Origin of the sequence: Pseudoxanthomonas sp. CCNWLY206-1, assembly GCF_039710385.1 — a bacterium.
Lineage (GTDB): Bacteria > Pseudomonadota > Gammaproteobacteria > Xanthomonadales > Xanthomonadaceae > Pseudoxanthomonas_A.
The window spans coordinates 608,165-635,041 of sequence record NZ_JBDKXI010000002.1; the positions used below are offsets into that span (position 1 = coordinate 608,165).

At 63.0% G+C, this 26,877-nt stretch carries 20 protein-coding genes; 7 read left to right on the forward strand and 13 right to left on the reverse strand.

Annotated features, from left to right (window positions below; translation table 11 throughout):
* Window positions 1-23 precede the first annotated feature (23 nt).
* From AADW18_RS06885 to gap, 4 genes are all read right to left on the reverse strand, one after another.
* On the reverse strand, window positions 24-1,217 hold the full coding sequence (locus AADW18_RS06885; protein WP_337342609.1) for a phosphoglycerate kinase: 1,194 nt from the start codon (window positions 1,215-1,217) through the stop codon (window positions 24-26).
* A 219-nt stretch (window positions 1,218-1,436) separates the two neighbouring features.
* Entirely contained in the window at window positions 1,437-2,792 is a 1,356-nt protein-coding gene (locus AADW18_RS06890; protein WP_337342610.1) for a DUF3999 domain-containing protein, read from the reverse strand.
* Window positions 2,789-5,482 (reverse strand): DUF2339 domain-containing protein, encoded by a 2,694-nt coding sequence (locus tag AADW18_RS06895; RefSeq protein WP_337342611.1) that lies wholly within the window; start codon window positions 5,480-5,482, stop codon window positions 2,789-2,791. The genes AADW18_RS06890 and AADW18_RS06895 overlap by 4 nt, the downstream gene beginning before the upstream one ends.
* Before the next feature lie 345 nt (window positions 5,483-5,827).
* Window positions 5,828-6,832: a type I glyceraldehyde-3-phosphate dehydrogenase gene (gene gap / locus AADW18_RS06900; RefSeq protein ID WP_337342612.1), complete on the reverse strand. Its 1,005-nt coding sequence runs from the start codon at window positions 6,830-6,832 to the stop codon at window positions 5,828-5,830.
* 161 nt (window positions 6,833-6,993) lie between these two features.
* On the opposite strand from gap, the gene AADW18_RS06905 reads away from it, so the two are divergent.
* The 7 genes from AADW18_RS06905 (at window position 6,994) to AADW18_RS06935 (ending at window position 12,941) form a co-directional block, all read left to right on the forward strand.
* A complete protein-coding gene (locus tag AADW18_RS06905) occupies window positions 6,994-7,617 on the forward strand; it encodes an OmpW family outer membrane protein (RefSeq protein WP_337342613.1) in 624 nt (207 codons plus the stop codon).
* 85 nt (window positions 7,618-7,702) lie between these two features.
* Window positions 7,703-8,506: a S1/P1 nuclease gene (locus tag AADW18_RS06910; protein ID WP_337342614.1), complete on the forward strand. Its 804-nt coding sequence runs from the start codon at window positions 7,703-7,705 to the stop codon at window positions 8,504-8,506.
* Window positions 8,507-8,530: 24 nt separating this feature from the next.
* On the forward strand, window positions 8,531-9,301 hold the full coding sequence (gene modA / locus AADW18_RS06915) for a molybdate ABC transporter substrate-binding protein (protein ID WP_337342615.1): 771 nt from the start codon (window positions 8,531-8,533) through the stop codon (window positions 9,299-9,301).
* A 20-nt stretch (window positions 9,302-9,321) separates the two neighbouring features.
* Window positions 9,322-9,570: a hypothetical protein gene (locus AADW18_RS06920; protein ID WP_337342616.1), complete on the forward strand. Its 249-nt coding sequence runs from the start codon at window positions 9,322-9,324 to the stop codon at window positions 9,568-9,570.
* Between the two features lie 9 nt (window positions 9,571-9,579).
* On the forward strand, window positions 9,580-10,272 hold the full coding sequence (gene modB, locus AADW18_RS06925; protein WP_337342617.1) for a molybdate ABC transporter permease subunit: 693 nt from the start codon (window positions 9,580-9,582) through the stop codon (window positions 10,270-10,272).
* Window positions 10,272-10,889, forward strand: coding sequence for an ATP-binding cassette domain-containing protein (locus AADW18_RS06930; RefSeq protein ID WP_337342618.1), 618 nt, complete (start codon window positions 10,272-10,274; stop codon window positions 10,887-10,889). Before modB ends, AADW18_RS06930 begins: the two co-directional genes overlap by 1 nt.
* Window positions 10,890-10,994: 105 nt before the next feature.
* A complete protein-coding gene (locus AADW18_RS06935) occupies window positions 10,995-12,941 on the forward strand; it encodes an acetyl-CoA hydrolase/transferase C-terminal domain-containing protein (RefSeq protein ID WP_337342619.1) in 1,947 nt (648 codons plus the stop codon).
* Between the two features lie 199 nt (window positions 12,942-13,140).
* Here AADW18_RS06935 and AADW18_RS06940 read toward each other — a convergent pair whose 3' ends face one another.
* The 9 genes from AADW18_RS06940 to AADW18_RS06980 all read right to left on the reverse strand — a co-directional run bounded on the left by AADW18_RS06940 (window position 13,141) and on the right by AADW18_RS06980 (window position 26,819).
* Window positions 13,141-14,520, reverse strand: a complete 1,380-nt coding sequence (locus tag AADW18_RS06940; protein ID WP_337342620.1) for an AcvB/VirJ family lysyl-phosphatidylglycerol hydrolase — start codon at window positions 14,518-14,520, stop codon at window positions 13,141-13,143.
* Complete coding sequence (gene mprF, locus AADW18_RS06945; protein WP_337342621.1) at window positions 14,517-17,102, reverse strand: bifunctional lysylphosphatidylglycerol flippase/synthetase MprF; 2,586 nt, start codon at window positions 17,100-17,102, stop codon at window positions 14,517-14,519. Before mprF ends, AADW18_RS06940 begins: the two co-directional genes overlap by 4 nt.
* Before the next feature lie 136 nt (window positions 17,103-17,238).
* The gene (gene tkt, locus AADW18_RS06950; protein ID WP_337342622.1) at window positions 17,239-19,254 is read right to left on the reverse strand and encodes a transketolase; all 2,016 of its coding nucleotides are present in this window, start codon (window positions 19,252-19,254) and stop codon (window positions 17,239-17,241) included.
* 212 nt (window positions 19,255-19,466) lie between these two features.
* Window positions 19,467-20,774, reverse strand: coding sequence for a dicarboxylate/amino acid:cation symporter (locus tag AADW18_RS06955; RefSeq protein ID WP_337342623.1), 1,308 nt, complete (start codon window positions 20,772-20,774; stop codon window positions 19,467-19,469).
* Window positions 20,775-20,979: 205 nt separating this feature from the next.
* Window positions 20,980-22,662 (reverse strand): BatD family protein, encoded by a 1,683-nt coding sequence (locus AADW18_RS06960; protein WP_337342624.1) that lies wholly within the window; start codon window positions 22,660-22,662, stop codon window positions 20,980-20,982.
* On the reverse strand, window positions 22,659-24,437 hold the full coding sequence (locus AADW18_RS06965) for a tetratricopeptide repeat protein (protein WP_337342625.1): 1,779 nt from the start codon (window positions 24,435-24,437) through the stop codon (window positions 22,659-22,661). The genes AADW18_RS06960 and AADW18_RS06965 overlap by 4 nt, the downstream gene beginning before the upstream one ends.
* Window positions 24,434-25,474 (reverse strand): VWA domain-containing protein, encoded by a 1,041-nt coding sequence (locus tag AADW18_RS06970; protein ID WP_337342626.1) that lies wholly within the window; start codon window positions 25,472-25,474, stop codon window positions 24,434-24,436. The genes AADW18_RS06965 and AADW18_RS06970 overlap by 4 nt, the downstream gene beginning before the upstream one ends.
* Window positions 25,471-25,923 carry a DUF4381 domain-containing protein gene (locus tag AADW18_RS06975; RefSeq protein ID WP_337342627.1) on the reverse strand — a complete coding sequence of 151 codons (453 nt, stop codon included), beginning with the start codon at window positions 25,921-25,923 and terminating at the stop codon, window positions 25,471-25,473. The genes AADW18_RS06970 and AADW18_RS06975 overlap by 4 nt, the downstream gene beginning before the upstream one ends.
* Window positions 25,923-26,819 (reverse strand): DUF58 domain-containing protein, encoded by an 897-nt coding sequence (locus AADW18_RS06980; protein WP_337342628.1) that lies wholly within the window; start codon window positions 26,817-26,819, stop codon window positions 25,923-25,925. Before AADW18_RS06980 ends, AADW18_RS06975 begins: the two co-directional genes overlap by 1 nt.
* Window positions 26,820-26,877: the final 58 nt, after the last annotated feature.

Here is a 26,877-nt window from a genome sequence, read left to right on the forward strand (position 1 = left end):
CGGGTGATTACCTCACCCTTTTCTTATCCCGCTGCGCGCGCCTGCAGGGCAGTCACCGCTGGCAACTCCTTGCCTTCCAGGAATTCCAGGAATGCACCGCCGCCAGTGGAGATGTAGCTAATGTCGTCGGCTATTCCGTATTTGTCCACCGCCGCCAGCGTATCGCCGCCGCCGGCGATGGAAAACGCCGCGGATTCCGCGATGGCGCGCGCCAGGGTTTCGGTGCCTTTGCCGAAAGCATCGAACTCGAACACGCCCACCGGTCCGTTCCACACCACCGTACCGGCTTGCTTGATCAGTTCGGCATAACGGGCGGCAGTTTCCGGGCCGATATCCAGGATCAGATCGTCGCCACCTACGCCATCGACCGGCTTCACGACGGCCGGGGAATCGGCCTTGAATTCTTTTGCCACCACCACATCGGTGGGCACCGGGATGTCGGCACCGCGCGACTTGGCGTCGGCACCGATCTTCTTGGCGGTGTCCAGCAGATCCGCCTCATACAACGATTTGCCGACGGCGTGCCCGTCCGCGGCGATGAAGGTGTTGGCGATGCCGCCGCCGACGATCAACTGGTCGACCTTGCCGACCAGATTCGACAGAAGTTCCAACTTGGTGGACACCTTGCTGCCGGCGACGATGGCCAGCAACGGACGCGCCGGCTTGTCCAGCGCCTTGGCCAGCGCGTCGAGTTCGGCCATCAGCAACGGACCGCCCGCCGCGATCTTGGCAAAGCGGATCACACCGTGCGTGGATGCCTGCGCACGGTGCGCAGTGCCGAAGGCATCCATCACGAACACGTCGCATAACGCCGCGTACTTCTTCGACAACGCTTCGTCGTCCTTGCCTTCACCGACATTCATCCGGCAGTTCTCCAGCAGCACGACCTGGCCGGGTGCCACGTTCACGCCCTCCACCCAATCCTTGACCAGCGGCACATCGATACCCAGCAGTTCAGACAAGCGCTGTGCGACCGGCGCCAGCGAGTCCTCCGCTGTCCAGACACCTTCCTTCGGCCGGCCCAGGTGCGAGGTCACCATTACCGCCGCCCCTTTTTCCAGCGCCAGTTTCAAGGTGGGCAGCGAAGCGGTGATGCGCTGTTCGGAGGTGATGCGCGCGGGTTGTCCGTCCGCATGTTCGATGGGCACATTCAGATCCTGACGGATCAGCACGCGCTTGCCAGCGAGGTCGAGGTCGGTCATGCGGACGATGGACATAGGGTTTCCCGGTACGTGGACAGACCCTTATTGTCCGGGCTGGAATGCTGCGCGGCAAATGCACGCCGCGTGACGACAATCTCTCTGATGAACGCGTCGCCCTGTAGGAGCGGCGTCCCGCCGCGAGCTCTTCGCGTTTTTGCGCGATCTGACAGGAAAAGCTCGCGGCGGGACGCCGCTCCTACGACAGCAGATGGCTTGCATAGCAAGCCACAACTGTCATTTCACTGCCGGCTTGTTCCGCAACAGACTGAACGCAAAGCCCGCCACCAGCAGCGCGCCGCTGACCAACAGCGCCCACAGCAGCCAGTTTTTCCAGTCGCGCTTGGGCGGGGCCGGCGTCAAGGCGGCTTCCCCTGCCAGCGCTTGCGCTTGCCCGAGATAGGCAGGCGATGGCTGCCAGTCGTTGCCGCGTTCACGCCGCAGCGCTTCCACCATCTGCGGCAGCGGCGCTTCGGCCCGGCGTGCGCGGGCGCTACCGGCCAACAAGGCATAAGGCGGCTGTCCTTGCGCCAGGAACACCACTACTTCCGGTCGGTAGCCCAGTCGCAGTGTCGGCAACTGGCCCTGCAGCGGCTGCTTGGAAAACAACCGCCAGTAGCGGTGACGCGAAGTCCCGTCCAGCGTCTGCGGCGCCGACCGGTTGGCTGCGCCGGCACCTTCGACCTGATAGGTCAGCCAGGGCGCCGCCGCGAACTGCCACTCCGCCTTCGGATCGTCGCGGCTCTTCAGCATCCACTCGTTGGCGCTGTTGCCCGGCAGCGAGATATCGGCCACTTGGAAGGGAAACCGGCCCTGCACCTCGAACTCGTAATACTCCACGCCGGCTTCCTGCACACGCTGTGCCGACAATTCCTCCCATTGCCATTCAGGCGCCGTCACCCGCTCTGGCAACTCCGCCAATACCCGCGTCAGCTGCAAACCGCGTCGGTCATTCCCCACCGGCAGGACGCGCAGGTATTTCGCTTGCACGCTGTCCAGCTCGATACGGTTTTCGCTGATGCGTCGACCGGCGTTCGCCAGCTGGATCAGCCGGCCGTTCGTCTGCACGGTGCGCCAGGTCTTGAGATCATCCGATGCGGCGACTTGGTATGCGTGTTCGAACGATGGCTGCTCCGCTTTCCACTCGAACCGCAATGCGGAAACGGGTTCACGCAGCCGGCTGATGTCGATCAGGTATTCGTCACTGTCGCCGGGCGCTGTCGCATCTGCCATCACCACCCGCCGCAAGCTGCCGTCGCTGGCGATTTCGCTGATGGAAGAAATGTTGGACGGCTGACCATCGTTGCCGCGCGGCAGCGGAAACCAGGGCACCTCCACCGCATCCGCCGCTTGCGCCAACGGTTGTTCGGGACCAAACAACGAAGATGCCAGCGCGGTGCCATCGACGTTGATGATGTCCAGGTCTTCCAGCTTCGCCGACCGCAATTGGCGATAGACATCGCGGTTCAGCACCACCCGGTAGGCACCGCCGTCATCACGGCTGAGCGCCAGCGGCCACTGTTGCGCATAGTCGTCACGGATGCCGGCCATTGCGATCAGCGGCACCAGGGCAAGCCAGGCGAGTTTCTTCATGCGGGGGATTCCTCGGAAGCGGTACGCGGCGGCGCGGGCGCCAGATAACCCACAACCGTGCAAAGCAGGCCGTAAGCGATGAAGGAAGCGATGCCCAGCACGTCGCCCAGATTGCCGCGATCGACCAGTATCAATTTACCCAGCACGATGCCCATCAGCACTGCGCCAGCGAGCCACAGCATGCGTTGGCCACGGCGCGAGCCTGCGACCCAACCCAGCACGCCCAGTACGCTCCAGACCACCGTCAAGCTGGTTTGCGCCAAGCTGGTCGACAGCAGGCCGTCGGTCCATGCCACACCACCCCAGTGATGCACTGCATGCAGTACGACGGACGTGACGAAAATGAAAGCGACTGCCGACAGCTTCATCAATCGGATCGATTGCAGCAATTGCGGCGAATGTTCCGACCACAACCAGCGCGCCGCCAGCACCAGCACCGCCAACTGCGCCAGCTCCATCGGGTTGATGATCGGCAACCAAGGCAACGGCGCACTGCTGCCCGCTTGGGTCAGCGCATACAGCCACCAGACCGACAACACGGCGAAGTACACCGTCTGCAACCATGTGCGCGCAGCGTCGAACCGCTCGCCCAAAGGCGCTGCCAGCCACGGCCAGCGATACAGGCTCAATGCGGTCACCACCAACCACGGAAGCACGATGCCGACCAGGCGCCACCCATCGTCCAAGGCGAAGTATTGGCTCAGCCAGTCGAACAACATCGAGACCACGAGCGGCCACACCAGCAACCAGACGAATTGCGCACCCGCCGCCAGCCTGTGCTCGCTATTGCGCAAGCACACCAGGCTACGGATGCCCAGAACGGTATAGACCAGCCACGCCCACAAACCGTATTCCGCGAACGGCTGCTGGTGCACTTCAACCTGCACCAGCGCCAGCGGAGCCGCAGCGGCCAACGCCAGTAGCGTCGTCATCACCAGCGCCGTGCCGGGCCGACGGCGGTGCACTTCCGCCGCAAGCCAGCCAGTCAGAGCGACAAAGGCAAGCAACGCATCCACTCGGCTATCACGGACAACAAAACGTTCGATTTCATTCACGCCGCTACCGAGCCACCACAGCAGCCCCCACAGATAGAACAGGAGCGCAAGCGCGTTGCGGCCGGCGGACCGGTAGCTCCATGCACTGGCGAAGCCAGCCAGCGTGATCAGTAGCCCGCCCATGAACGTTCCATTGGCGACGACCATATCGACAGTCGAACCGCCGGTTTGCCCAATCGCAAAAGCGAATGCGGCGGCCAGCTGCAACCCCATGCCGGTGAGTTGAGGCAGTAGCCGCTGTTGACGTAGACCCAGCCAAACCAGGGCGGCCCCTTCGAGCGCAAACACGCAAGCGGTCGCCTTGGCCGAGAACGCCAGCGGTACCGCCAACGTGGAGAAGCCTACGGCCAGCAGTGCATATGACTGCCCCAGTGCGGCGAAGTTGAGGCGCCGCAGGAAGCTCCACGCCAATGCCGCATACAGCACGCCGAGCCCCAAGGCGCAAAACGCCAGTGGCATGCGTTCCCCGCGCAGCAATCCTGCCTGTAGCGAGAACGCGATCAACGGCGTGCCGAACACCAGGCAGCCGTCGATGAAATCACGGCGGCTGGCGGGTTGCCTGCGCGCGTAGAGCATGGGAATGATCAGGTAGAACGCGAAGAACAGCAGCAGGAAAGGTTGGGTGCTGTTGAAGTTCGCAGGCTTGTAATCCAGAACGCCCCACAACGTGCCGATACCAAAAGTGAAAACGAAACCCAGCAGGTTGAGCACGCGCCACGCGCGCCACCAGGCGATGACCAGGATGGCCGCATTCAATACCGCGTAGTAGGAAAACAGCGCCACGTAGTTGCCGCTACCGGTGGACAACCAGATTGGCGCCAGGAAGCCGGCCAGAACCGCGAACACGGCCAGCGCTTTCGCGTCCTGGAGCACTGCCAGCACACCGGCACCGGCTATCAGCCCGACGCTCAGCGCGAACGCACCCGCAGGTGGAATCATGCCCAGCTTGAACGCCGCGAATACCGTCAGCAACAAGATGCCGATGGCGCCGCCCTGCACGCTCAGCGCGAAGACCCGATTGCTTTCGCGCTTGCGCCAGGCGAACACGAGTGCCGCCATCGCCGCGGCGGCCACACCGGCGAGGCGCAATTCGACCGGCACCACCAGCATGCCCTGATCGCTGGCGTACTTCAGCAGCGCGGCGACGCCGGCGAACAACACCAGGATGCCGATCTTGACCGGCACGTTGCCCACGGTGAACCAGTGCTTCACCGCACGCACGGCGAGCGTCAGGATGTCTGGTTTCGAAGGCGCGCGGGGCGGCGGTGCTGGTCGTGGCGGTGGAGGTGGCAAAACCCCAGCCGGAGGTACCTCGAACGCGGCGGGACGCGGCGCTTGTGGCGGCAACGGCGGTGGCGCCTGGCTTACGACCGATGGAGGCGCGGTTTCTCGAACAGGCGCCTCCGAAGGTGGCGGTTGCCTCGTGAGTTCCGCCAGGGTGGGTCCGGATTCGGGTTCGGCAGCACGGCCGGCCCTCGATTCCGCGGACGCCGCGGGAGCCGCGGCCCATTCGGCAACCTGTCCCTCCAACTCGGTCACGCGCCGCTTCAAACCGCTGATGCTGACCAAAGCGACGATCAGCAACACCGGCACAGCCAGCACCGCCAGACCCAATAGAACCAGTATCCCTTCCACGCTCTTTCCCCTGACCGGTGCACTTTCCCTATTGATTCGGAACGAGTCTTGTCGAAACGACCAAATCAATTCCTCCCCGCCCTTGCCCGCCCCCATGACGGGGGGGAAAAGGAAGGCACTCAAGTTCGTTGAGTGCCACCTCTACGGCAAACGGCAAAGGTGCCGCTGGCGGGACGCCGGTGCAGCCTCAGCTAAGCACTCCCAATTTGCAACAGAGTTAGCCGCCAGTACCGTCATTAGCGTCCCAAGGTAGCGAAAAGCGATACCCCTGGCACGACAAAGGCGCCTTGCGGCGCCTTTGTCTGCTTGGATGCGGTCGCCTGGCGGCCGCATCGCCACGCTGGCTTACTTGCCGGCGACCACGCGCACCATTTCGAGGCACTTGGTGGAATAACCCCACTCGTTGTCGTACCAGCTGACCAGCTTGACGAAGGTCCCGTCCAGCGAGATGCCGGCATCGGCATCGAAAATCGAGGTACGGGTGTCGCCGCGGAAATCGGTGGCCACCACTTTGTCCTCGGTGTAACCCAGGATGCCTTTCAGCGCGCCTTCGCTTTGGGCCTTCATCTCGGCGCAGATTTCGGCGTAGGTGGCCGGCTTCTCCAGTTCGCAGGTCAGGTCGACCACCGACACATCGCTGGTCGGCACGCGGAAGGACATGCCGGTGAGCTTCTTGTTCAATTCCGGAATCACCACGCCCACCGCCTTGGCCGCGCCGGTGCTGGACGGAATGATGTTCTCCAGGATGCCGCGGCCGCCGCGCCAGTCCTTGTTGGACGGACCATCGACGGTCTTCTGGGTAGCGGTCGTTGCATGGATCGTGGTCATCAGGCCGCGCTTGATGCCCCACTTGTCGTGGAGCACCTTGGCCAGAGGCGCCAGGCAGTTGGTGGTGCAGGACGCGTTGGAGATGATCGCCTCGCCCTTGTAGGTCTTGTCGTTGACGCCGTAGACGAACATCGGCGTGTCGTCCTTCGACGGTGCGGACAGGATGACCTTCTTGGCACCGGCATCCAGGTGCTTCTGCGCGGTGGTTTTGTCCAGGAACAAGCCGGTGGACTCGATAACCACTTCCGCGCCCACTTCGTCCCATTTGAGGTTGGCCGGATCGCGTTCCTGGGTCAGGCGGATCTTCTTGCCGTTAACGATCAGGGTATTGCCTTCGACCTTGACGTCACCCTTGAAGCGGCCATGCACGGAGTCGTACTGCAGCATGTACGCCAGGTAGTCCGGTTCCAGCAGATCGTTGATGGCCACGATCTCGATCTCGTTGCCGAAATTCTGCACGGCGGAACGCAACACGTTGCGCCCGATGCGGCCGAAGCCATTGATACCAACCTTGATCGACATTGCTCAAAACTCCTGCGGCCGCGCAACGCGCGGCAGGGTTGACGGGACCGCCATTCTAGCAGGGGGTCGGAATGATGGCGGTGATTGATCTCCATCAAGGTGGGAACCGTCGGAGCGGCCGAAACTGGCGCTCGATCCCTCCAACAACATAAAAATCCCCAATGAATAGAACCCTGATTTCCGCAAGCCTTGCTATCGCTTTAGGCGCCTGCACCCTGCCCGCCCTGGCCCAGTCCAAGGGCGACTGGACCCTGGGCGTCGGCGCCCACCAGGTCAACCCCAAGTCCGACAACGGCAAACTGGCTAGCGGCACTTTGCCTCTGGACGTCGACAGCGACGTCAAGCCGACCATCACTTTCGAATACTTCCTGCGCGACAACCTGGGCCTGGAGGTGCTGGCCGCGCTTCCATTCAAACACGACATCGCCATCGAAGGCGTGGGCACCGTCGCCAGCGCCAAGCAACTGCCGCCCACGGTATCGCTGCAGTACCACTTCAACGGCAAGGGCAAGGTGTCGCCGTTCGTGGGCGCTGGCATTAACTACACGACCTTCTTCAGCGAAGACACCAAGGGCGCCTTGGCCGGCACCGACCTCAAGCTGGAAGACTCATGGGGGCTGGCCGCGCACGCAGGTGTCGATTTCGCGGTTGGAGAGCGCGGCGCCATTCGCGTGGACGTGCGCTGGATCGATATCGACAGCGATGTGAAAGTGGAAGGCGTGAAACTGGGCACCGCCAACATCGACCCGCTGGTCTACGGCGCTGCTTATGTCTTGAAGTTCTGAGTCCGAAGCGATACGCCACAAGCCCAGGCCGTCAAATTACCAGGACGTAACCTGGGATTCCGGTCATGTCGGTTAAAGTGCCGGCATGAACCGGATCTTTTTCTTTCTGCTTACTGCCGCCTTACTAATCCCCGCTCCCGCGCACGCCTGGGGCGCACTCGGCCATCGCCTGGTGGCGCGGCTCGCCTATGACCAACTGACACCGCAAGCGCGTGCACAGGTCGCCCAGTTGCTATCTGGTGAAGCCGAACCCACGTTGGCCGGCATTGCCAATTGGGCCGACGATCTTCGCGACAACAACCCCGGTCTGGGCAAACGCACATCGCGCTGGCACTACGTCAATATCGGCAGCCACGATTGCGCGTACAAAGCCGAACGGGACTGCCGCAATGGCGATTGCGTGGTCCAAGCCATCCAGCGCCAGAGCGCGATCCTGGCCGACCGCAGCAAACCGAAGGCCGAGCGTCTGCAAGCCTTGAAGTTCGTCGTGCATTTTGTCGGCGATGTCCACCAGCCATTGCACGCCAGCAACACCAACGATCGCGGCGGCAACGATTTCCAGGTCAATTACCGTGGCCAGGGCAGCAACCTGCACAGCGTGTGGGATAGCGGCCTGCTGAGATCCGCAGGCTTGAATGAAGAGGCGTATCTTCGCCATCTGCAGGCACTACCGCCACCGAAGGACGCTGCTCGATCCGTTCTGCCCGCGGCACCGGCTTTATGGGCGGAACAGTCTTGCAAGGCAGTAACCCAGCCTGGTTTCTATCCTTCGCGCGCGAAGTTGGACGATAGTTACTACTCCCGCCACCGCCCTGTAGCCGAACAGCGCCTGCGCGAGGGCGGCGCACATTTGGCTCAGTTGCTTAACGCTACGTTGAGCGGTAGTTGATCGACCCGCACCGAGGATTTTTCGATGACGACGAACCGATTCCTTGTGACGCTGCTGCTCATGTTGTCGGCATGGCCGCTGCAGGCCGCTGAGCGGGCAAAGCCGTTGACGGTATTTGCCGCTGCCAGCCTCAAGGAGTCTCTGGACGAAGCGGCGCGGGCCTACGAAAAGCAAACCGGTACGCCGGTGCGAATTTCCTACGCCGCCAGTTCTGCCCTGGCCCGCCAGATCGAGCAAGCTGCGCCAGCGGATGTTTTCTTTTCGGCCGACCTGGAATGGATGGACTACCTGCAGCAGCGACAGAAAATCGATCCGGCAAGCCGTCGCAACCTGCTGGGCAACCAACTGGCGCTGGTAGCGCCGAAAAACAGTCGCATGCAAGTCGACCTCAAGAAGCCGGCAGCGCTGTCGGCAGCGCTCGGTAACGGCCGTCTGGCCGTGGGTGAAACCCGCAGCGTTCCGGCCGGCAAGTACGCGCGTGCTTCGTTGCAATCGTTGGGTGCATGGGAAGGCGTGAAATCGAAGCTCGCCGAATCGGAAAGCGTGCGTGCCGCATTGATGTTGGTGGCGCGTGGCGAAACACCACTGGGCATCGTCTATCTTTCCGACGCAAAGGCCGAGCCGGCCGTGCGCGTAGTAGCGGTTTTCCCGGACGATAGCCATCCGCCCATCGTCTACCCCGTGGCATCGCTGCGCGATAGCCGGCATCCGCAAACCGGCGCCTTCCTACGCTGGCTGGCTTCACCTGCTGCGCGCGGCATTTTCCAGCGCCGCGGCTTCACCGTGCTTCCATAGAGGGTGTTATGGACGTTCGAATGAGTGCAAAGGCCACGGTTGCGGCGCCAGGCAAGATGGACGGCGCCGGGCACGCTGGTCGCCTGACTAGCGCGTGCGACGCTGCATGGTGCCGCAACCGCGACCTTCCCGAAGGGGTGTCCGCCAGCCCCGCCGCAGCCGCGTTGCCCGGCTTGCCTTGGACACCACCCAAGGTCGGCGCCGGGCGTGTTGCTGCAACGGCGTTGGCGAACAACACATCTCATCCCAACGTCCATAACACCCTCTAGGCGGCCCGTTTGCCCTGGTTCTCGCCCGAAGAAATCACTGCCATCACATTGAGCCTGAAAGTGGCTCTGGTGGCGTCGGTCGCCAGTCTGCCTTTCGGCGTGGCGCTGGGGTGGCTGTTGGCGCGACGCCGCTTTCCAGGCAAGGCCTTGGTGGACGCCATGGTGCATTTGCCACTGGTACTGCCGCCGGTGGTGATGGGTTACGTGTTGTTGGTGTCCTTGGGAACACAAGGTCCTGTGGGCGCATTCCTGGAAAATCATTTCGGTGTCGTATTCGCTTTCCGTTGGACCGGCGCCGCGCTTGCGTCCGCGGTGATGGGATTCCCGTTGATGGTGCGTGCGATCCGCCTTTCGCTGGAGAGTACCGACCGCCGACTCGAACAAGCGGCTTCGACACTCGGTGCCGGCCCCTGGCGGGTTTTCTTCACCATCACGCTCCCACTGGCTTGGCCGGGACTGGTGGCTGGCGCAGTGCTGGCCTTTGCCAAGGCATTGGGAGAGTTCGGCGCCACTATCACGTTCGTATCGAATATCCCGGGCGAAACGCAAACCCTGTCGTCGGCGATCTACGGACTGATGCAGATTCCCGGCGCCGAAGATGGCATATGGCGATTGGCGGCGGTCGCCGTCACCATCTCCCTGTTGGCTTTGATGCTGTCGGAATATCTCGTGCGGCGTCATCGCGGAAGCGAGGAACACTGATGCTGCGCCTGGATGTCGAACTGCGGCGCGGTGGATTCCGACGGCACGTGCGGTTGGATTCGGAGGCACGCGTCACCGCTCTGACGGGGCCTTCCGGCGCAGGCAAGACCACCGTGCTCAACGCGATCGCCGGTTTGCTCAAGCCGCATGCGGGGCGTATCGAAATAGATGGACGTTGCTTGTTCGATAGCGAGCTACGTATCGATGTGCCGGCGTATCGGCGCCATGTCGGTTACGTGTTCCAGGACGCGCGCCTGTTCCCGCACCTGGATGTGCGTCGCAACCTGCTGTACGGCCGCCACGGCCGAGACCGCACACCACGGTTCGGCTTCGATGCCATCGTCGAGCTATTGGGCATCGCCGCACTGCTGAAACGCCGGCCGACCCATCTCTCCGGCGGCGAAGCCCAACGCGTCGCGATGGGCCGTGCACTGCTCTCGCAACCAGCCATCCTGCTGTTCGACGAGCCCCTGTCCGCCTTGGACCAAGCCCGGCGCGAAGAACTGATTCCTTACCTTCAGCGCGTCCGCGATGAAATTCGCCTGCCCATCGTCTACGTCAGCCACCACCCGGAGGAAGTACGCCGGCTGGCGGATGAGATACGCACCCTGGAATAGCGTGGCCTGCAATTGCCGTCGGTTGTCCTGAGCGTCCGCGCGCCTGGGACATATCAATGGACCACCAAGTCGAAACGCCGGCCGACATCGCCTAAGCTGCCCGCCATGACTCTCCTACTAGAAAGCCTCGACGACGCCGTCGACTTCATTCTCCAGAATACGCCGGCCACCATCCGCATGGGGGCGCCGCTGGGCATCGGCAAACCGCATCGCTTGTTGAACGCGCTGTATGCGCGGATCGAAGGCGACACCACCCGGCGGTGGCATCTGTACACAGCGTTGTCCCTGGATCCGCCCGTTGGCGGTGCAAGTCTGGAAGGTCGCTTCATCGGCCCATTCGCCGAGCGTCACTTCGGCGGCGACTTTCCGCAGCTGGCTTACGTGCAGGCGATGAAGCGCGATGCGCTGCCGGCGAACATCGAAGTGGAAGAGTTCTACATGCAATCGGGCGCCCTGCTGCGGTCGGCACAGGCGCAACGTCATTACGCCAGCCTCAATTACACCCACGTGGCGCGGGCGCTGGCCGAACGGCAAGTCAACATCATTATCCAGAAAGTGGCACGCGAACCGGGCGGTACGCGCCTGTCGCTCTCCAGCAATAACGATCTGACCCAGGATGCGGTGGACGCCATCGTGGCACGCGGACTGCCGCGTCCGCTGCTGGTCGCCGAGATCGATCCGCAGCTGCCGTGGATAGGCGGTACCGCCGTAGTGGAAGCGGCGTTCTTCGACGCCGTTGTCACGCCGCCGGGACCGTATCCCAAACTGTTCGGCCTGCCGCGACAACCCGTGGCGGACGCCGAATACGCGATCGGCCTGTATGCCAGCACGTTGGTGCACGACGGCGGCACCTTGCAGATCGGCATCGGCGCCCTGGCTGACGCGCTGTGCCACGCGCTGGTACTCCGTCACGTCGACAACGGCACGTATCGCCGTGTCCTGGCAGCGCTGGATCCAGAGATCGAACGGCATCCGACGGTGATCGCCAGTGGTGGACTGGAACCGTTCGAGATTGGCCTGTACGGCTGCAGCGAGATGATCAACGAAGGCTTCAAACGGCTGGTGGAAACCGGCGTGATCCGCCGCAAGGTCGTGGACGACGAACTATTGATGCGCCGCCTCGCCGATGGCACTGCGAATCTCGGCGATCAGGCGCGGCTCGAACGCGACGGCGAATACCTGCATGGCGCGTTCTACTTGGGCTCGCCGGAGTTCTATGACTGGCTGCGGCAGCTCCCCGACGACCAACGCCGCGCCATTGGCATGCGCCGGATCAGCGAGATCAATCAGCTATACGGCGGCAATGAGGGGCTCGAGAGGTTGCAGCGCCACGAAGCCCGCTTCTTCAATTCCTGCATGATCGCAACTGCGTTAGGCGCGGCGACATCCGATGGCCTGGAAGACGGCCGGATCGTTTCCGGCGTCGGCGGCCAATACAACTTCGTGGCCATGGCGCACGCGCTGGATGGCGCCCGCTCCGCCCTGATGTTCCGCGCAGTACGCGAGGATGCTGGCAAGGTGCAATCCAATGTGCGTTGGAACTACGGCCACACCACCATTCCGCGACATCTGCGCGATATCTATATCAACGAATACGGCATCGCCGACCTGCACGGCCGCAACGACGAAGATTGTGTCATCGCCATGGCGATGATCACCGACGCGCGGTTTCAGGCGGAATTGCTGGAAACAGCGAAGCAGTCCAAGAAGCTGCGAAGCGACTTTGTCGCGCCTGACGACTGCCAGGAAAACCTACCTGCGCTCCTGAGCGCAAAGCTGGCGGTTTTCCGACGTGACGGGACGCTGCCAGACTATCCATTGGGTAGCGACTTCACCCCGGTGGAGCAGCGTTTGGTGAAAGCCCTGGGTTGGTTGAAGGCCGAAACCGCAACACTCCCCCGGAAACTGCGAACGCTCTGTGGCGCAGTGCTGTCGGGCAAGCAAACGGATGGCGAGGCATTGCAGCGGATGGGACTCGAGCGACCAGCCAACAGGAGCGAATGGTTGTATGCCCGACTGGTTTCGCGGGCATTGTCGAAAACGGCCGGTTAGGGCGTTTCCACTTCAAGCGCTGACGAACCATCGCCCCTGCGGACCCGTGTTTTGCCTTGATGATCTACCTGAAACCGGCGTTTTCGCGCCGGGTTGGGCACTACTTTTCTTGCGCCACTAAAGACAAAAACAAATCCTCCTGACTGCCATTTTATAAAGGGGAGGCGAAGCAAAGGCCTTTCAGCTGGCCGCTTACCGTCTACTGCTCGGCGCGTTGCACGATGAGTTCGGCGAGCTTGTCGTAGGCACCATCGAAATGATGACCTCCTGCCAGCGCTTGCGCGTGCACATGCCCGTGCGGAATTTCAGGGCATAGCGAGTCTTCTTCGTCCTTTCCGTAAAGGCATAGCGTGTCCGCTTCGTGCAGCCTGATCACCTCCGGCAGTATAGGCAGGCCGTCATCCTTGCCAATCCAGTTGGCGAGATGGAATTCGAACGATGCGTTTTTTCCTAATCCCATGAGCACGGTTTGCGCGACCAGCGCGCGGGATGCCGCGGGCAAGCGATTGACTGCGAAAGGCAATACATCCGCGCCTTGCGAGTAGCCAATCAGCAAGACCCGCTTCTTGCCCCAATGCCCTGCGTAGTAGCGGACGATGCGGTCGATATCGATCCCCAATCCGTTGGGGTCACGCGCTTTCCAGAAGTAGCGCAGTGAATCGAATCCCACGACGGGAACACCCTTGGAGACCAGCGAGGCCGCTACTTGCTTGTCCAGCCCGGCCCAGCCGCCATCGCCGCTGAGCAGGACCGCGAAAATATCGCTGTTGCCGGTGGCTGGCATCTCTATCAGAGGAAGATCGACCAGCTTCGCGGGTGGCGGTGGCAGCGCGACTTTGTGATGGGCGGCCAGTTCGCGGTAGCTCGCGAGGAGCGCGGGCAAGGCTGTTTCCGTCCAGGCATTTCGGCCGGTAGCGGGCAATACCGACAAAGCCGCACCCTTGGTCCGGACAACGAAATCGTGCACACCCGCCACGGCACAGCGATGGTCATTCGTTGCCTGCAACACCACCCAAGGTTGAGACAGTTCCGGAACCGGCGCCAGCATCGAGATATTGCCTTTCGTTTCCTTCAGGAGATGCCTGTCGGCGCGCTCGCACAGCGGCTTACCCAGATCTAGCCGCGGGCAGAAGGATATCGAGATCGCACCGGCAAACGTGTCCTTGTCCGCTACCGCTTGCATGGCGTAGGCCAGCGTGGCGCCGGTTCCGTAGCCGGCGAGCAAGGGCGTACGGTACGTCGGCTGACGTGCATACCCTTGCAGGTAATGCGAAAGATTTTCCAGGTCGCCATCCGGTAGTGCGCAGTCGCCGGCGCTCTTGCCCAGCGCGGTGCGAAATCGGGGCATATCGATGCCGGCCACCATCGCGCCTTCTTTGGCCAACGCGCGTGCCGCAGAATCCATGCTCTGGTCCCAACCGCTTTCACCGGAGAGGAACAGTACGACCTGATCAGCCTCTGTCGATGGCCGGTACAACGCAACGCGATCGAAAGCGCCATGCGAAATGTGCTCCTGCGCGTGCACTGCAGGCACAAGCAAGCATGCAAGCCACAGTGCCACCATCAGGTTCTTGATCATTTCGCGACGACGCCCTTCAAACCGCCACTGATCAAGGCGGCGATATCGGCCAACAGAAGCAACGGAGCCACTCCACCTGGCGACGCCAGATAACGCGCTTCCCATTGCGGATCGAATTTTTCCTTGAATGCGCGCAAGCCGCGGAAGTTATAGAAGTTCTCGCCGTGCGCAAACAAAAGCCGACCGCCGCGATGCCAGAACGGGGCAAGTGGATGCTTGGCCATGCCCGACAGAGGCGCCATCCCCAACCCGAACCGCTGGAAGCCAAGCTCGCGAAAATGCAGCATAAGCTCGGCGAACAGGAAGTCCATGGTGCCGTAGGGCATCTCCGGCTGGTGACGCATAAGATCGACGCTGACCTCCGCTTTCGTATCGGTGGTCAGCAACGTGGCGAAGGCGACGATGCGGCCTTCGTGACGCACCACTGCCACCGGCTGCCTCAACACGTAGCTGTCGATGAAGGCGCCGACCGAGAAGCGTTTCTCCGCCGCGCGATGTTCGGCCAACCAAGCATCGGAAACGGCGCGCAGCTCTTCAAGAATCGCAGGCACTTGTTCCAGCGGCACCACTTCGAATTCCGCACCTTCGCGTGCGGCACGCTTGGCGCTGTAGCGCAGGCCGGAACGCGGTTTTCCTTCCAGAGAGAAACCGGCCAGCGGCACATGGGCGTACTCGCCCAATTTGAACAGGCGCAGGCCAGCATCCAGATACATCGATAGCGACTGCGGGCGCACCTGATAGAAACATGCGCGTCCTCCCGCCTCCCGCGCGACCTCGACGAAGCGCCACACCAATTCGGCCTGTTCGTGCTCCGGCCCTATCGGATCAAACAAACTGACCCACGAGCGTCGCTGACGCCCGAACATCACCAAGGCGTTCCCTGCTTCGGAAAATAGAAACTGTTTGTCGCCGGTCAACCCCAGCACACCGTCGGCATTGTCTTGCTGGCGGATGATCTGTTCAGCGCGCGCCAAAGTGTCCGCGTGGGGCGGCTGCCAGGCCGAAGATGCAGGACGCAATAATTGGCGCACCGCCAGTACCAGCGCCAATAAAGCGATGCCGACCAGTGCGCGCAACGAGCGCGGTGCATCGCCATCGAATTCGAACTGCCACCACAACTCGTGGGTGTAATCCACGCTTTGGTAAGCAAAGAACAGAAGCGCGATCAGCGCGGCGAGAATGCCGCCGATCGCCAGCCACCAGCCACCGGTGAACGCCACCGAAAATAGCGAGGCCTTGCGCTTGAACTGCTTGCGAGATGCAGTCAGCGCTATCACCAGCGAGATCAGAAGCGCCGCTTCCCCCAGGGCAATGCCTTTGGGGAGCGCCATCAACAGGCTCATCAGCGCCAACCCCAACCCCGCCCACCAGGCCGCATCCAGTCGCGACAACATGCCGCGCGCAACGAACAACAACGCCAGCCCCGCCACACTGCTGAGAAAGTGCGAAGCCTCCACCAGCGACAACGGCACGTGCAGCGCCAGCAATGCCGTGGCTTCTTCGCTGGCCGGGGTCACGCCCGATATCAGCACCACCACCGCCACCACCAGCGTGTAAGCGGCAAGCAGCAAAGGCGCCAGGCTGCTAATCGCCCCAGTCAGCGGCGCGGCAACGCCGCGGCGCAGTTCGTGCAGCATCATGAGCAGCAGGGCCAGCACCAGCGGCAACACGTAGTAGATCAGGCGATAGAGCACAAGCGCGCCCGCGAGCGCCTCGCCAGGCACTCGCCCACCAAGCGCGACCAGCATGACCGCTTCGAATACACCCAGTCCGCCGGGTACATGGCTGACTACGCCCAGCACCAGTGCGGCGGCATAAAAACCAACGAAGGTCGGAAAGCCGATGGCGCCATCGGGCAACATCACCCACAACGCAGCACCTGCCGCCAGGATATCCAGCACCGACCACAGCAATTGGCGCAACGCCAGCGACGCGGGTGGCAAACGCAGGGTTAAACGGCCGAACAATCGGCGTTCGCGGCCGTCGCGACACCACACCAGCAAGGCACCGATGGCGGTTAGCACCACGCAGGCGCCCATCGACAGCAGCCAGGCCGGAACCCGTATCAATGAAGCGAGTTCCTGTGCATCCCACAGCAAGCCCAACGCTCCGACCGTACCGATGCCCAACCCAAAGGCCACTGCATTGAAAGCGATGGCTCGTGAGATCAGGCCCGCCTCCACGCCGGCGGCACCATAAAGGCGCATCCGCACCGCACCGCCGGTGAACACACCCAGGCCGATCGTGTTGGTCAGCGCATAAGCGATGAAGGATGTCTGCGCTACTAATCGATAAGGCACCGACACGCCGACATAGCGAAGCGATGAATGGTCGTATCCACTCAGTGCCAGGTAGCTCGCGGCCGTGGCCAGCAACGCCAGCGCGACGTCGGCCGTAGCGACGCCGCGCACCGCCGCTACGACTTGGTCGTAGCTGATTTCCTGCCACAGGCTCTTGAACGCGAATGTCAGCAATCCGGCCAGCGCAACGACGCCGACGGCCACCCACCAAGGCTTACCCCGCTGCAACCAGGGCAGCCATGATGCCGTCTTGAAACCGATGGTCCATTGCCTGCGCGACATGACCCCTAACCGTTGAGAGCACCTATGCGACAGATTTCCATCTGTCGCAGTTCCCTGCTTTCCAGCAAACGTCGGGCGAGCGGTGAAATTTGCCTGTGGTGTCGCAAATATCAGGTATCGGACGGACCGCTGGCGATCAGCGCAGCGACTTCGCCGCTTCGACTACTTTCTCGACGGTAATACCGAAATGCTTGTACAGCGCCTCGGCCGGAGCGGAAGCACCGAAGCCGGTCATGCCGATGACCGCACCATCCAGGCCGACATACTTGCGCCAGAAATCGGTGATGCCCGCTTCCACCGCCACGCGCTTGCGCACGGCGTTCGGCAGCACGGATTCGCGGTATTCGGCCGGCTGGCGGTCGAAAACATCCGTCGACGGCATCGACACCACGCGTGTCTTGAGGCCTTCCGCGTCCAATACTGCCTTGGCCTGCACGGCCAATCCGACTTCCGAGCCAGTGCCGATCAGGATGACGTCCGGAGTACCCTCCGCGTCCGCCAGCACGTAACCGCCGCGGGCGATGTCCGCCACCTGGGCTTCGCTACGCGGCTGGTGCTGCAGGTTCTGGCGCGAGAACACCAGGCAGCTGGGGCCATCTTTACGCTGGATCGCAGCCCGCCACGACACGGCCGACTCCACCGCGTCGCAAGGACGCCATACGTCGTTGTTGGGGATGTAGCGAAGCGACGCCAAGTGCTCGATTGGCTGATGGGTCGGGCCATCTTCGCCCAGGCCGATCGAATCGTGCGTGTAGACGTGGATGTTGTGTGCCGGGATCAGCGCGCCCATGCGCACCGCGTTGCGGGCGTAGTCGCTGAACACCAGGAAGGTGGCATCGAACGGAATGAAGCCGCCGTGCAGCGCCAAGCCATTGCTGATCGCAGTCATCGCGAACTCGCGCACGCCGTAATACACGTAATTGGCGTCGGGGTCGTCGGTGGCGACCGACTTGCTGGCCTTCCACAAGGTCAGGTTGGAATGCGCCAGGTCGGCCGAGCCGCCGATCAGTTCCGGCAGCAGCGGCGCGAAGGTTTCGATCGCCATCTGCGACGCCTTGCGCGATGCGATGGTGAGGCCGTCAGCCTGCAACTTGGCGATGTATGCGTCGGCAGCGGTGGCGAAATCTTCCGGCAGCTCACCGTGCGAACGGCGCGACAGTTCGGCCGCTTCACTGGCGTACTGTGCGGCGTATTTGTCGAACAGCATGTTCCACTGTTCCTCGCGCACCAAGCCGGTATTGGCGGCACGCCAGCCGTCGTAGATCTCCTGCGGAATCTCGAACGGACCGTAGGACCAGTCCAGCGCCTTGCGGGTAGCTTCCAGCTCTTCCTTGCCCAGCGGCGCGCCGTGGGAGGATTCCTTGCCGGCCTTGTTGGGCGCGCCAAAACCAATCGTGGTGCGGCAGCAGATCAGCGTGGGCCGGTCGTCGGACTTCAGCGCGGTTTCGATAGCGGTCTTGATCTCGACAGGATCGTGGCCGTTGACGTTGCGCACCACCTGCCAGCCATACGCTTCGAAGCGCGCCGGCGTATCGTCGGTGAACCAGCCGGCGGTATTGCCATCGATGGAAATCTTGTTGTCGTCCCAGAACGCGATCAGCTTGCCCAGGCCCCAGGTGCCGGCGAGCGATGCCGCTTCATGCGAAATGCCTTCCATCAAACAGCCATCGCCCATGAACACCCAGGTGCGGTGGTCGACGATGGCGAATTCGGGACGGTTATAGCGCTGCGCCAGCAGCTTCTCAGCCAGTGCGAAGCCGACGGCATTGGCGAAGCCTTGGCCCAGCGGACCGGTAGTGGTTTCGACGCCGGGGGTTTCATGGCGTTCCGGGTGGCCGGCGGTTTTGCTGTGCAGCTGACGGAAATTCTTCAACTCTTCCAGCGGTAGGTCGTAGCCGCTCAAATGCAGCAATGCGTACTGCAGCATCGAGCCATGGCCGTTGGACAAAATGAAGCGGTCACGGTTGAACCAGTGCGGGTTCTTCGGGCTATGGCTCAGGTAATCGTTCCATAGCACTTCGGCGATATCGGCCATGCCCATCGGCATGCCGGGATGGCCGGACTTGGCGGCCTCCACAGCGTCGGCGGCAAGGAAGCGGATGGCGTTGGCAAGCTGGCGGCGGCCAGGCTTATTGGAGGCAGGCGTCGTCATAGCGAGTTGGGGTGTTCAGGCGGCACCCGGCGGTCTGCGGGCAGCTCATTGTCCCACAGTCTTCCATCGGCGCAGAAACCGACTGCGTGTTACGTACTCCGGAAAGACCCACCGCTCGCAGGAATCGCGCTTTGTCTTCACGTACCACACACACCGGAAATGACGACGCCCCGCAGTGGCGGGGCGTCGTCGGGCCGATACCAAAAGGAAACCTATTCCCTGTCGGGCAGCCGGACTTCGCTTTTTTCGCCTTTGGCCACCAGGGTCGCCAAGGTCAGGTCACCGGTGACATTCAGAGTGGTGCGGCACATATCCAGGAAGTGATTCACGCCCAGAATCAACCCGATACCGACCGGATTCACACCCACCATGGCGCAGATCAATGCCACCACGGGCAGTGAACCGGAGGGCACACCCGCCGTTCCAATACCGCCCAGGATGCACACCAGCATCACCATGAACTGCTGAGTCAGGGTGAGGTCCACGCCAAAAAACTGGGCCAGGAACAGTACGGTCACGCCTTCGAATAGCGCCGTGCCGTTCTGATTGGCGGTGGCGCCGACGGTCAGCACGAAGCGCGATACCTGCCGCGGCAGGCCGAGTTTCTCGTCGGCCACACGCAGGGCGGTGGGCAAAGTCGCGTTGCTGGATGCCGTGGAGAACGCCATCACCATGGCTTCCTGGCTGCCGCGGAAAAACTTCAGTGGCGAAAAACCAGCCAACTTCAAAGCGATCGAATAGTTGACGAACAGGTGCAGCGCCAACGCCAGCACCACCACGCCCACGTAGGCACCAAGACGTAACAGCAGATCGAAGCCAAAGATCGCGGCCAGATTGAACATGAAGCAGGCCACCGCGTAGGGCGCCAGCCGGATGACGAGCCCGATCAACGTCATCGAAATCTCGAACACACCTTCGATGATCCGCTTCAGGACATCCGTATTCTTCGACGGCGTCAGCACCAGACCGACACCGAACATCACCGCGAAGAACATCAGCGCCAGGATGGAGCCGTTATTGGACGCCGCGCTCAACACATTGTCAGGCACGATGGACAGCAGCATGTCCAGGCCTTTCGGCTGCTTGTCGATGCTGGCGACGATCTGCTGTGCTCGTTCGGCGTTCTCGCGCAGCAACTGCTGGGCCAGCGCCTGGTCCACGCCGACGCCCGGCTTCAACACATTGACCAGCACCAATCCCAGCAGCACCGCCACCGCCGACAACACCACCGTGTAGGCCAGCGTCTTCCAGCCGATACGGCCCAGCGCGCGGATATCGCCCATCTCCGCGATGCCGACCACCAGCGCCGAGAACAGCAGCGGCACGATCAACATGAAGATCAGGTTGAGGAATGTCTTGGAAAACGGATTGGTGACGTACGTCGTGAAGTTTTGGACCCAGCCGGCTTCCGCGTTGCCGGTGACATGCACGATCAGACCAAACAGCAGGCCCACGCCAAAGCCGATGGCCATCTTCCAGTGCAGCGGAAGTTTGGATTTGGGGTTTTTGGCTTCGGTCATGGGGTTGCCCTGCGAGTGAAGGCAGAAGCTTAGCAAACCCGGCGCAGGCGGCTGTTGCGCGGCGCGCCAGAGACGAACGCCCCATCGATTTTCGAGATTCCTCTCGTCACAACATCGAAAGCGGTTCTTTGGGTGACTTCGTCTTCAAGAACCGCCCATTGCGCCATCCACGCATCAGTAGCATGGGTAGCGGATGATCCTCGCGCTACGCCCTTGGATATAGCGGCGGCAAAGGTTCCTGCGGCGGCTTCGGGGTGACTTTCCATGCCGCGCCTTGGCGAAAAGCCTGCCACACAGCGGCCCGAGCGGCGGAAATGTCGCCTCCTGCCCAGCAAGCCCGCCGTAGTTGCTCGACCGCATCACGCTGGCTCGGGTTATCCAGGCGTGCGATCAATTCATCCAGGTCCTTGGCAGGTGGCGAGGCCATGGCGCAAAGCACTTCACCCGCTTCGACCAGATCGCCAGTGTCCAGTACACGCTTGAGATCGGACAGTGTGCGGGTGGCAGTGGATGCGGTTGGCGTTTCGCCGGAGGACGGCGACAAGGCGGCGCGCGGACGTGGCATTGGAGTGCGTTTCCGGAGCGCCCAGACCAGCGTGACCAGCCACAGCAACCCGAAGCCGGCAGCCAGCCACGGCCAGAGTTGCGAAGGAATATTCCGCTGCGCGCCATCAACAGTGAACACGCCGTCTTCGCTCACGTCGCCGGAGGGATCCGGCACCGCGGAGGCCGGCGCAGAAACGCCGCCACTACCTGCGGCCACCTGCAAATCAAGATCCGGCAGCGACGCCGTTTTGGCCGTGCCGGCGCGCACATCCCACCACGCCATCGATATCCCCGGAATCACCAGTCCGCCCGTCTTGGAGGGCACCACCGAGTAGCGTCGGGTCAGCTTCACCTGCGGGGTGCCACCCACGAATGTTTCATCGTACTGCGGTGGTTCGGCGAACACTTGCGCGCCAGGTACCGAAGGCGTGGGCAACTCAGGCATCTGCGCTTGGGTGGCGCCCAGTGCGGTGACTTCGACGGCCAATGTCGCCGCTTCGCCGGCATGCAACGATTGCGGTGCCGCCACGTAGCGCAGGCGCAGATCACGCAGCGGTAGCCACGGCTGCGGCGCAGCTGCCGGTTGCGCGCGCACTTGCAGGGTGCGAGGTGCGCCGTTGATGCGCATCTCGCGGCTATTGCCGCCCAGCAGGTCATCCATCCAATTGCCTGCACCCCGCCCTTCGAAGCGCGGCCCGGGAATGGTCAGCGAACCACTGCGTTCGGGCACTAACAGGAAACGACGCTCGGCGGTGCTGTAGCGGCGGCCGTTGATCTCCCGCGTGGACTGCGTGATCTCGCCCACCCGCTGCAGTAGCGCTCCTTCCGGCGGATCCAGATCCAACTGGCCAGATACCAATGGCACCGCGTAGTACAGGCGCACGGTCACGCCGACCGATTGCTGCACATAAGGATTGGCATCGTCGATCTCGGTTTCCAGGAACGCCATGGCGCTGCCGTTGGCGGAGGGCGTCGTAGCGCTCGCATTCGCGCTTACTGACAACGTCAGCGGCGCCGTCTGTTGCCCGCCGATACGCAGCGGTGGTATCCGCAGCTCACCAGCACGCTTGGGTGCAAGGATGACGGCGTACACCGTTTTCGAAGTCATCTGCCCATTGATCAGGCGCACGCTGCGACTATTGGATTGGCCTTCCAGCGCGAAATCGGCCATCAAAGGCGTGAGATCGGGAACGGCGGATACTTCGTCGGTCTCGACATTCAGCGTTACCGATTCGCCCAGCGCGACCTGCGGCTGTTCCAGCCAGGCACGTGCGGCGGCGAGCGCGGTGTTGGAGAACGGCGCCAGCAGCAACAGCACCGCGAAAACAAAAGCGCGCTTCATTGTCCTTCCCTTTGCCGACGTTCGTGTTCCAGCCGGAATTTGGATTTCAGCAGACCGCCCGGCTCGTCCGGCACGCGCCGCAACCAGGTTTCCAAAGCTTGCCGGCGTTCGCGTTCTTCCGCAGTTTCCGACTGCACTGCCTTGCTGGGTGGTTGGCCGTTCTGTTCCTCTCCCTGCTTGCCCGCCATGGCCTGCCGCATGCGTTCGCGCTGGGCGGCATCGGCTGCCTGCTGCGACTTCGCGTCCTGAGGATTGTCTGGCTGCGGAGCGGTGGGCGCATCCGAGGTCTTTTCATCCTTCGGCTGTCCTGGTTCAGCCGGCGGTGATGATGGCGGTGGCGAGCCGGTGTTCTGCGGATCGCCTTTCGAATCTTCATTCTTTTCGGCGTCCGGCGGCGGCGGCTGCCCGCTTTGATCCTGGCCCGACTTCTGTTTCTGATCCTTGCCTTCGTTGCCTTCGCCCTGCTGGCCTTGGCCACCTTGTTGCTGGCGTTTGCGCGCGGCTTCCACCGCGGCGCGGTTAGCGATGGCATCCTGCATGCCCGGCTCGCGACCGAGCGCCTTGTCATAGGCGGAAATGGCTTCGTCGTATTTGCCTTGTTTTGCCAACGCATTGCCACGGTTGTACCAGCCGGTAGCCGTGTCGATGTCGCTGAAGGTTTTTTCAGCCGCCGCGAAATCGCCCTTGCGATAGGCCTCCGCACCCGAGGCGATTTGCTCGTGCTGCCGCTGATCGGGACGCTGCCACCAATCGCGCTCCGCGGCGTGTGCCGGCGCGGATAGCGGCAATCCCAGGCACAGCACCAACGCCGCGGCAGCGCCACCACGGCGGAACGCAAACAAGGAAAGCAGCAACAACGGCAACAGCAGCCAGTAACCTTCGTCTCGCCATGTCTTGCCGGCCGCGCCATCGGTAGTGGCCTCGGACGCTTGCGGGTTCAACACGCCAAGCGCGCGCAGATCGCCGTCGTCGCGGCTTAGCACTTCATACTTTCCTCGCCCCGCTGAGGCCAGCGCACGCAGTGAGCCATCATCGCGCGCGGCGTGACCAATGCTGCCTTCGGCGTTGCGATACGCCGCGCCGGAGGGCGTACCCAGGCCCAGGACGGAAACCCGGAATCCCTGCACAGCGGCAGCCTGCGCCGCATCACGCGCTGCCGCATCCGATCGGTCGGTCATTACCAGGATGTCGCCGGTGTCGTAACCACCCTGCTTCAGCAGTCGGACCGACCATTCGATCGCGCGGTCCGCACGCTGTCCGTCAAGCGGCATCACGTCAGGCGACAGATCATCGAGGAAGAGCGAAACATTGGCGGGATCGTCGGTCAACGGGGTTACCGTGAATGCATCGCCCGCGTAAGCCACCAGCGCCACCTGCCCGCCAGTGCGGTCTCGCAGCAGGCGCGCGAGCTTGGCACGTGCCTGCAGCAATCGCGATGGCGGCAAGTCCGCCGCGCCGATACGGCTGGAAAGATCCAAGGCCAGCACCAGTGGCGCGCTGGACCGCCACAGCGGCTGCTCTTCCTGCCGCCAGCTGGGGCCCGCCAGCGCCGTTACAGCCAACACATACGCCAACGTCATTCCCACGAATGCACCACGCACGCTACGGTCGTTGGGCGCCAACAGATGTGGCAGCAAATGCGGGTCGACCTGATTACGCCATACATTCTGGCGTTGTCGGCGCCTCCTCCACAGCGCCCATAGCAACGGCAGTGCGAGCAGCGCCCAGAACCAATGCGGGCGCAGAAAGTGAAGCGAGGACAGCCAGATGCTCATGAGCGACGTCTCGCCCCATTGGTCCAACTCAACCATGCGAAACCCAGCAATGCGACTAGCAGAGCGCCACTTAGCGGCCACGGATAGCGTTCTATCCGCGGGCGAACGGCTTGCCCGGCACGTTTCACGGGTTCGATGCGATCCAACTCCGCATAGATCTGCACCAGCTCATCGGTATCGCGGGCGCGGAAGGAACGCCCACCGGTGAGCTGCGCGATCTGGCGCAACGTCGCTTCATCGATCGCCTCGGGCGCGCTCTGCGGTATTGCCAGACCGAAAATACTCATCGATCCGCCATCGCTGCCGAAGGCGATAGTGTGCACGCGCACGCCCTCCTGCTTCGCGAGTTCCGCCGCCTTCGACGGCGTCAGTGTTCCCGTGGAATTGACGCCATCCGTCAACAGGACCAGTACGCGTTGGCCTTCCGGTTGCCTGCGCAACCGCTTGACCGCCAAACCAATCGCGTCGCCGATCGCAGTCTCGCGTCCAGCCAGACCGGCAACACTGTCGCGCAGTTGTTGACGCACGGTATCCAAATCCAATGTCAGCGGCGCCATGACATAGGCGCGCTGACCGAAGACCAGCAGCCCGACCCGATCGCCAGTGCGTCGATCCAGGAAGTCGGCCAGCACTGCTTTGGCTGCGGTCAACCGATCCACGACGCCGCCGCCCAGTTCCATGTCCGTCTCGGTCATGCTCCCGGACAGATCCAGTGCCAGCATCAGGTCGCGTCCGCTTTGCGGCGGCGAGATAGGTTCGCCGAATTCCTGCGGACGCGCCGCCGCCGTGCACAGCAGGAACCAAGCCAGCCAAGCCACCGCGGTCGCGCGCGTCGCTCGGCCAACACCGCTTCCTGCTCCGGCAATGGCGTCCAGATGCCAGCCGGTGGGAACCTTCAATGCATCGGAATCGCTGCGACGTGCTGGCAGCAGCCACCGCGCCAGCCAAGGCAACGGAAACGCGAGCCATAACCATGGCCAGGCGAATCCCGCGAAACCTTGATATAAATCCTGGATGTCAGGCAGCGGCAGGTTCATCGTTTGCTCGCCATCAGTTCCAGAAACCGCGCACGTGCAGCGGTTTTCGCCTGTGCCAGCTGGCGTTCGTCGAGCTCGCGGCGATACCCACCATCCTGCAGTACGCGGCCAGGCCCACGCGAGAAGTCGGTTCCCTGTTTGCCGTCGAGAAAGCGCAGCCACTCTTCGCCGTGCAAGCGATCGGCTTTGGCATCCACGCGCCGCGCGGCACGGCGCAGCAGTTCGGAGATCGCCGCCGCTTGAAGCGCGGGCTGTGGGGCGAGGCTCGCTTCATCGAACATGCGTTGCCAGGTCCGCAAGCGTCGGCGACGACGCCATAGCAGGATGGCACCGAAGACCAGCACCAGCGCCACCACACCGATGACAAGCCACCAGCCGGGTGCTGGCGGCCACAACGACGGTGCGGGCGGCACATGCACATCGCGCAGGACCAAGGCTTCTGCTTGCATCAGGCCACCTGCGGTTGCGCACGGCCCAGCAACGGCAGCCATGATTCACTCGGCGCGTCGTTGGCCAGCGAATAGGCGCGAACGCCTCGCTGCGGGAGTTTTTCCAGCGCAGACTCCATCGGCCGCACGAATTCATCGCGCCATTGCTGGCGTTGCGCTGCGACACTCAGGTCGAGTTCCACCCGGCGGTCGCCCACCACGAATGGCAGCACGTCCGATGGCGGCTCGCGTTCCAGCGCATCGGTCAGCAGAAGCACTACGACCTCGTGATGGGCTGCCAGCGCCGGCCAGCGCGTTTCCGGTACAGCGGCAATGCTGCGTGGGTCAGCCAACACGATCAGTCGCGAACCCGGACGCAATAGCCGGCCCGCGTTGTCGAGCGCCGCCGCCAAGCCCGCGTCATCGCGAGGCGGCTGGGCATACCAGCGCACCAGCGCATCCAGCACCCGCAGCGCACCGCGCGGGCCGGATGCCGGCGGCACCGGGGCTTCTTCTGCGCTGCCGCGGATAATCGCGACGCGGTCTCCGTCGCGAATCGCCGACCACACCGCTACCGCGCCAGCTCGCGCCGCCTGCACCGATTTGAAGCGCACGCGGGTTCCGAAGTACAGCGCTGGCGAGGTGTCCGCAACCAACAGCGTCAAGCGCTCGCGCTCGGCCTGAAACAGTTTGGTATGCGTACGCCCGCTGCGCGCGGTCAGGCGCCAATCGATATGCCGCACATCGTCGCCGGCGACATATTCGCGTGACTCTGCGTATTCCATGCCACGCCCGCGCAAGCTGGATGCGGACGGCCCGGTCAGATTGTGGCGCCCCTTTCGTGCGGGCGCCCGACGCTGCGCGACGCGGCGCAACGCCGTCAGTTCGGCCAGCGTGGGTTTTAGACCGTCAGCCACCCGGTACCGCGCCTCGCGAGAATACCCAGTCAGTAACGATGAGGCCGTCGCAACGGCC

Bases quoted from the DNA above. Each gene is read 5' to 3' on its own strand.
- AADW18_RS06885 (WP_337342609.1), bottom strand. From the start codon at position 1,217: ATGTCCATCGTCCGCATGACCGACCTCGACCTCGCTGGCAAGCGCGTG.
- AADW18_RS06890 (WP_337342610.1), bottom strand. From the start codon at position 2,792: ATGAAGAAACTCGCCTGGCTTGCCCTGGTGCCGCTGATCGCAATGGCC.
- gap (WP_337342612.1), bottom strand. From the start codon at position 6,832: ATGTCGATCAAGGTTGGTATCAATGGCTTCGGCCGCATCGGGCGCAAC.
- AADW18_RS06905 (WP_337342613.1), top strand. From the start codon at position 6,994: ATGAATAGAACCCTGATTTCCGCAAGCCTTGCTATCGCTTTAGGCGCC.
- AADW18_RS06910 (WP_337342614.1), top strand. From the start codon at position 7,703: ATGAACCGGATCTTTTTCTTTCTGCTTACTGCCGCCTTACTAATCCCC.
- modA (WP_337342615.1), top strand. From the start codon at position 8,531: ATGACGACGAACCGATTCCTTGTGACGCTGCTGCTCATGTTGTCGGCA.
- AADW18_RS06920 (WP_337342616.1), top strand. From the start codon at position 9,322: ATGAGTGCAAAGGCCACGGTTGCGGCGCCAGGCAAGATGGACGGCGCC.
- AADW18_RS06930 (WP_337342618.1), top strand. From the start codon at position 10,272: ATGCTGCGCCTGGATGTCGAACTGCGGCGCGGTGGATTCCGACGGCAC.
- AADW18_RS06935 (WP_337342619.1), top strand. From the start codon at position 10,995: ATGACTCTCCTACTAGAAAGCCTCGACGACGCCGTCGACTTCATTCTC.
- AADW18_RS06940 (WP_337342620.1), bottom strand. From the start codon at position 14,520: ATGATCAAGAACCTGATGGTGGCACTGTGGCTTGCATGCTTGCTTGTG.
- mprF (WP_337342621.1), bottom strand. From the start codon at position 17,102: ATGTCGCGCAGGCAATGGACCATCGGTTTCAAGACGGCATCATGGCTG.
- tkt (WP_337342622.1), bottom strand. From the start codon at position 19,254: ATGACGACGCCTGCCTCCAATAAGCCTGGCCGCCGCCAGCTTGCCAAC.
- AADW18_RS06955 (WP_337342623.1), bottom strand. From the start codon at position 20,774: ATGACCGAAGCCAAAAACCCCAAATCCAAACTTCCGCTGCACTGGAAG.
- AADW18_RS06960 (WP_337342624.1), bottom strand. From the start codon at position 22,662: ATGAAGCGCGCTTTTGTTTTCGCGGTGCTGTTGCTGCTGGCGCCGTTC.
- AADW18_RS06965 (WP_337342625.1), bottom strand. From the start codon at position 24,437: ATGAGCATCTGGCTGTCCTCGCTTCACTTTCTGCGCCCGCATTGGTTC.
- AADW18_RS06970 (WP_337342626.1), bottom strand. From the start codon at position 25,474: ATGAACCTGCCGCTGCCTGACATCCAGGATTTATATCAAGGTTTCGCG.
- AADW18_RS06975 (WP_337342627.1), bottom strand. From the start codon at position 25,923: ATGCAAGCAGAAGCCTTGGTCCTGCGCGATGTGCATGTGCCGCCCGCA.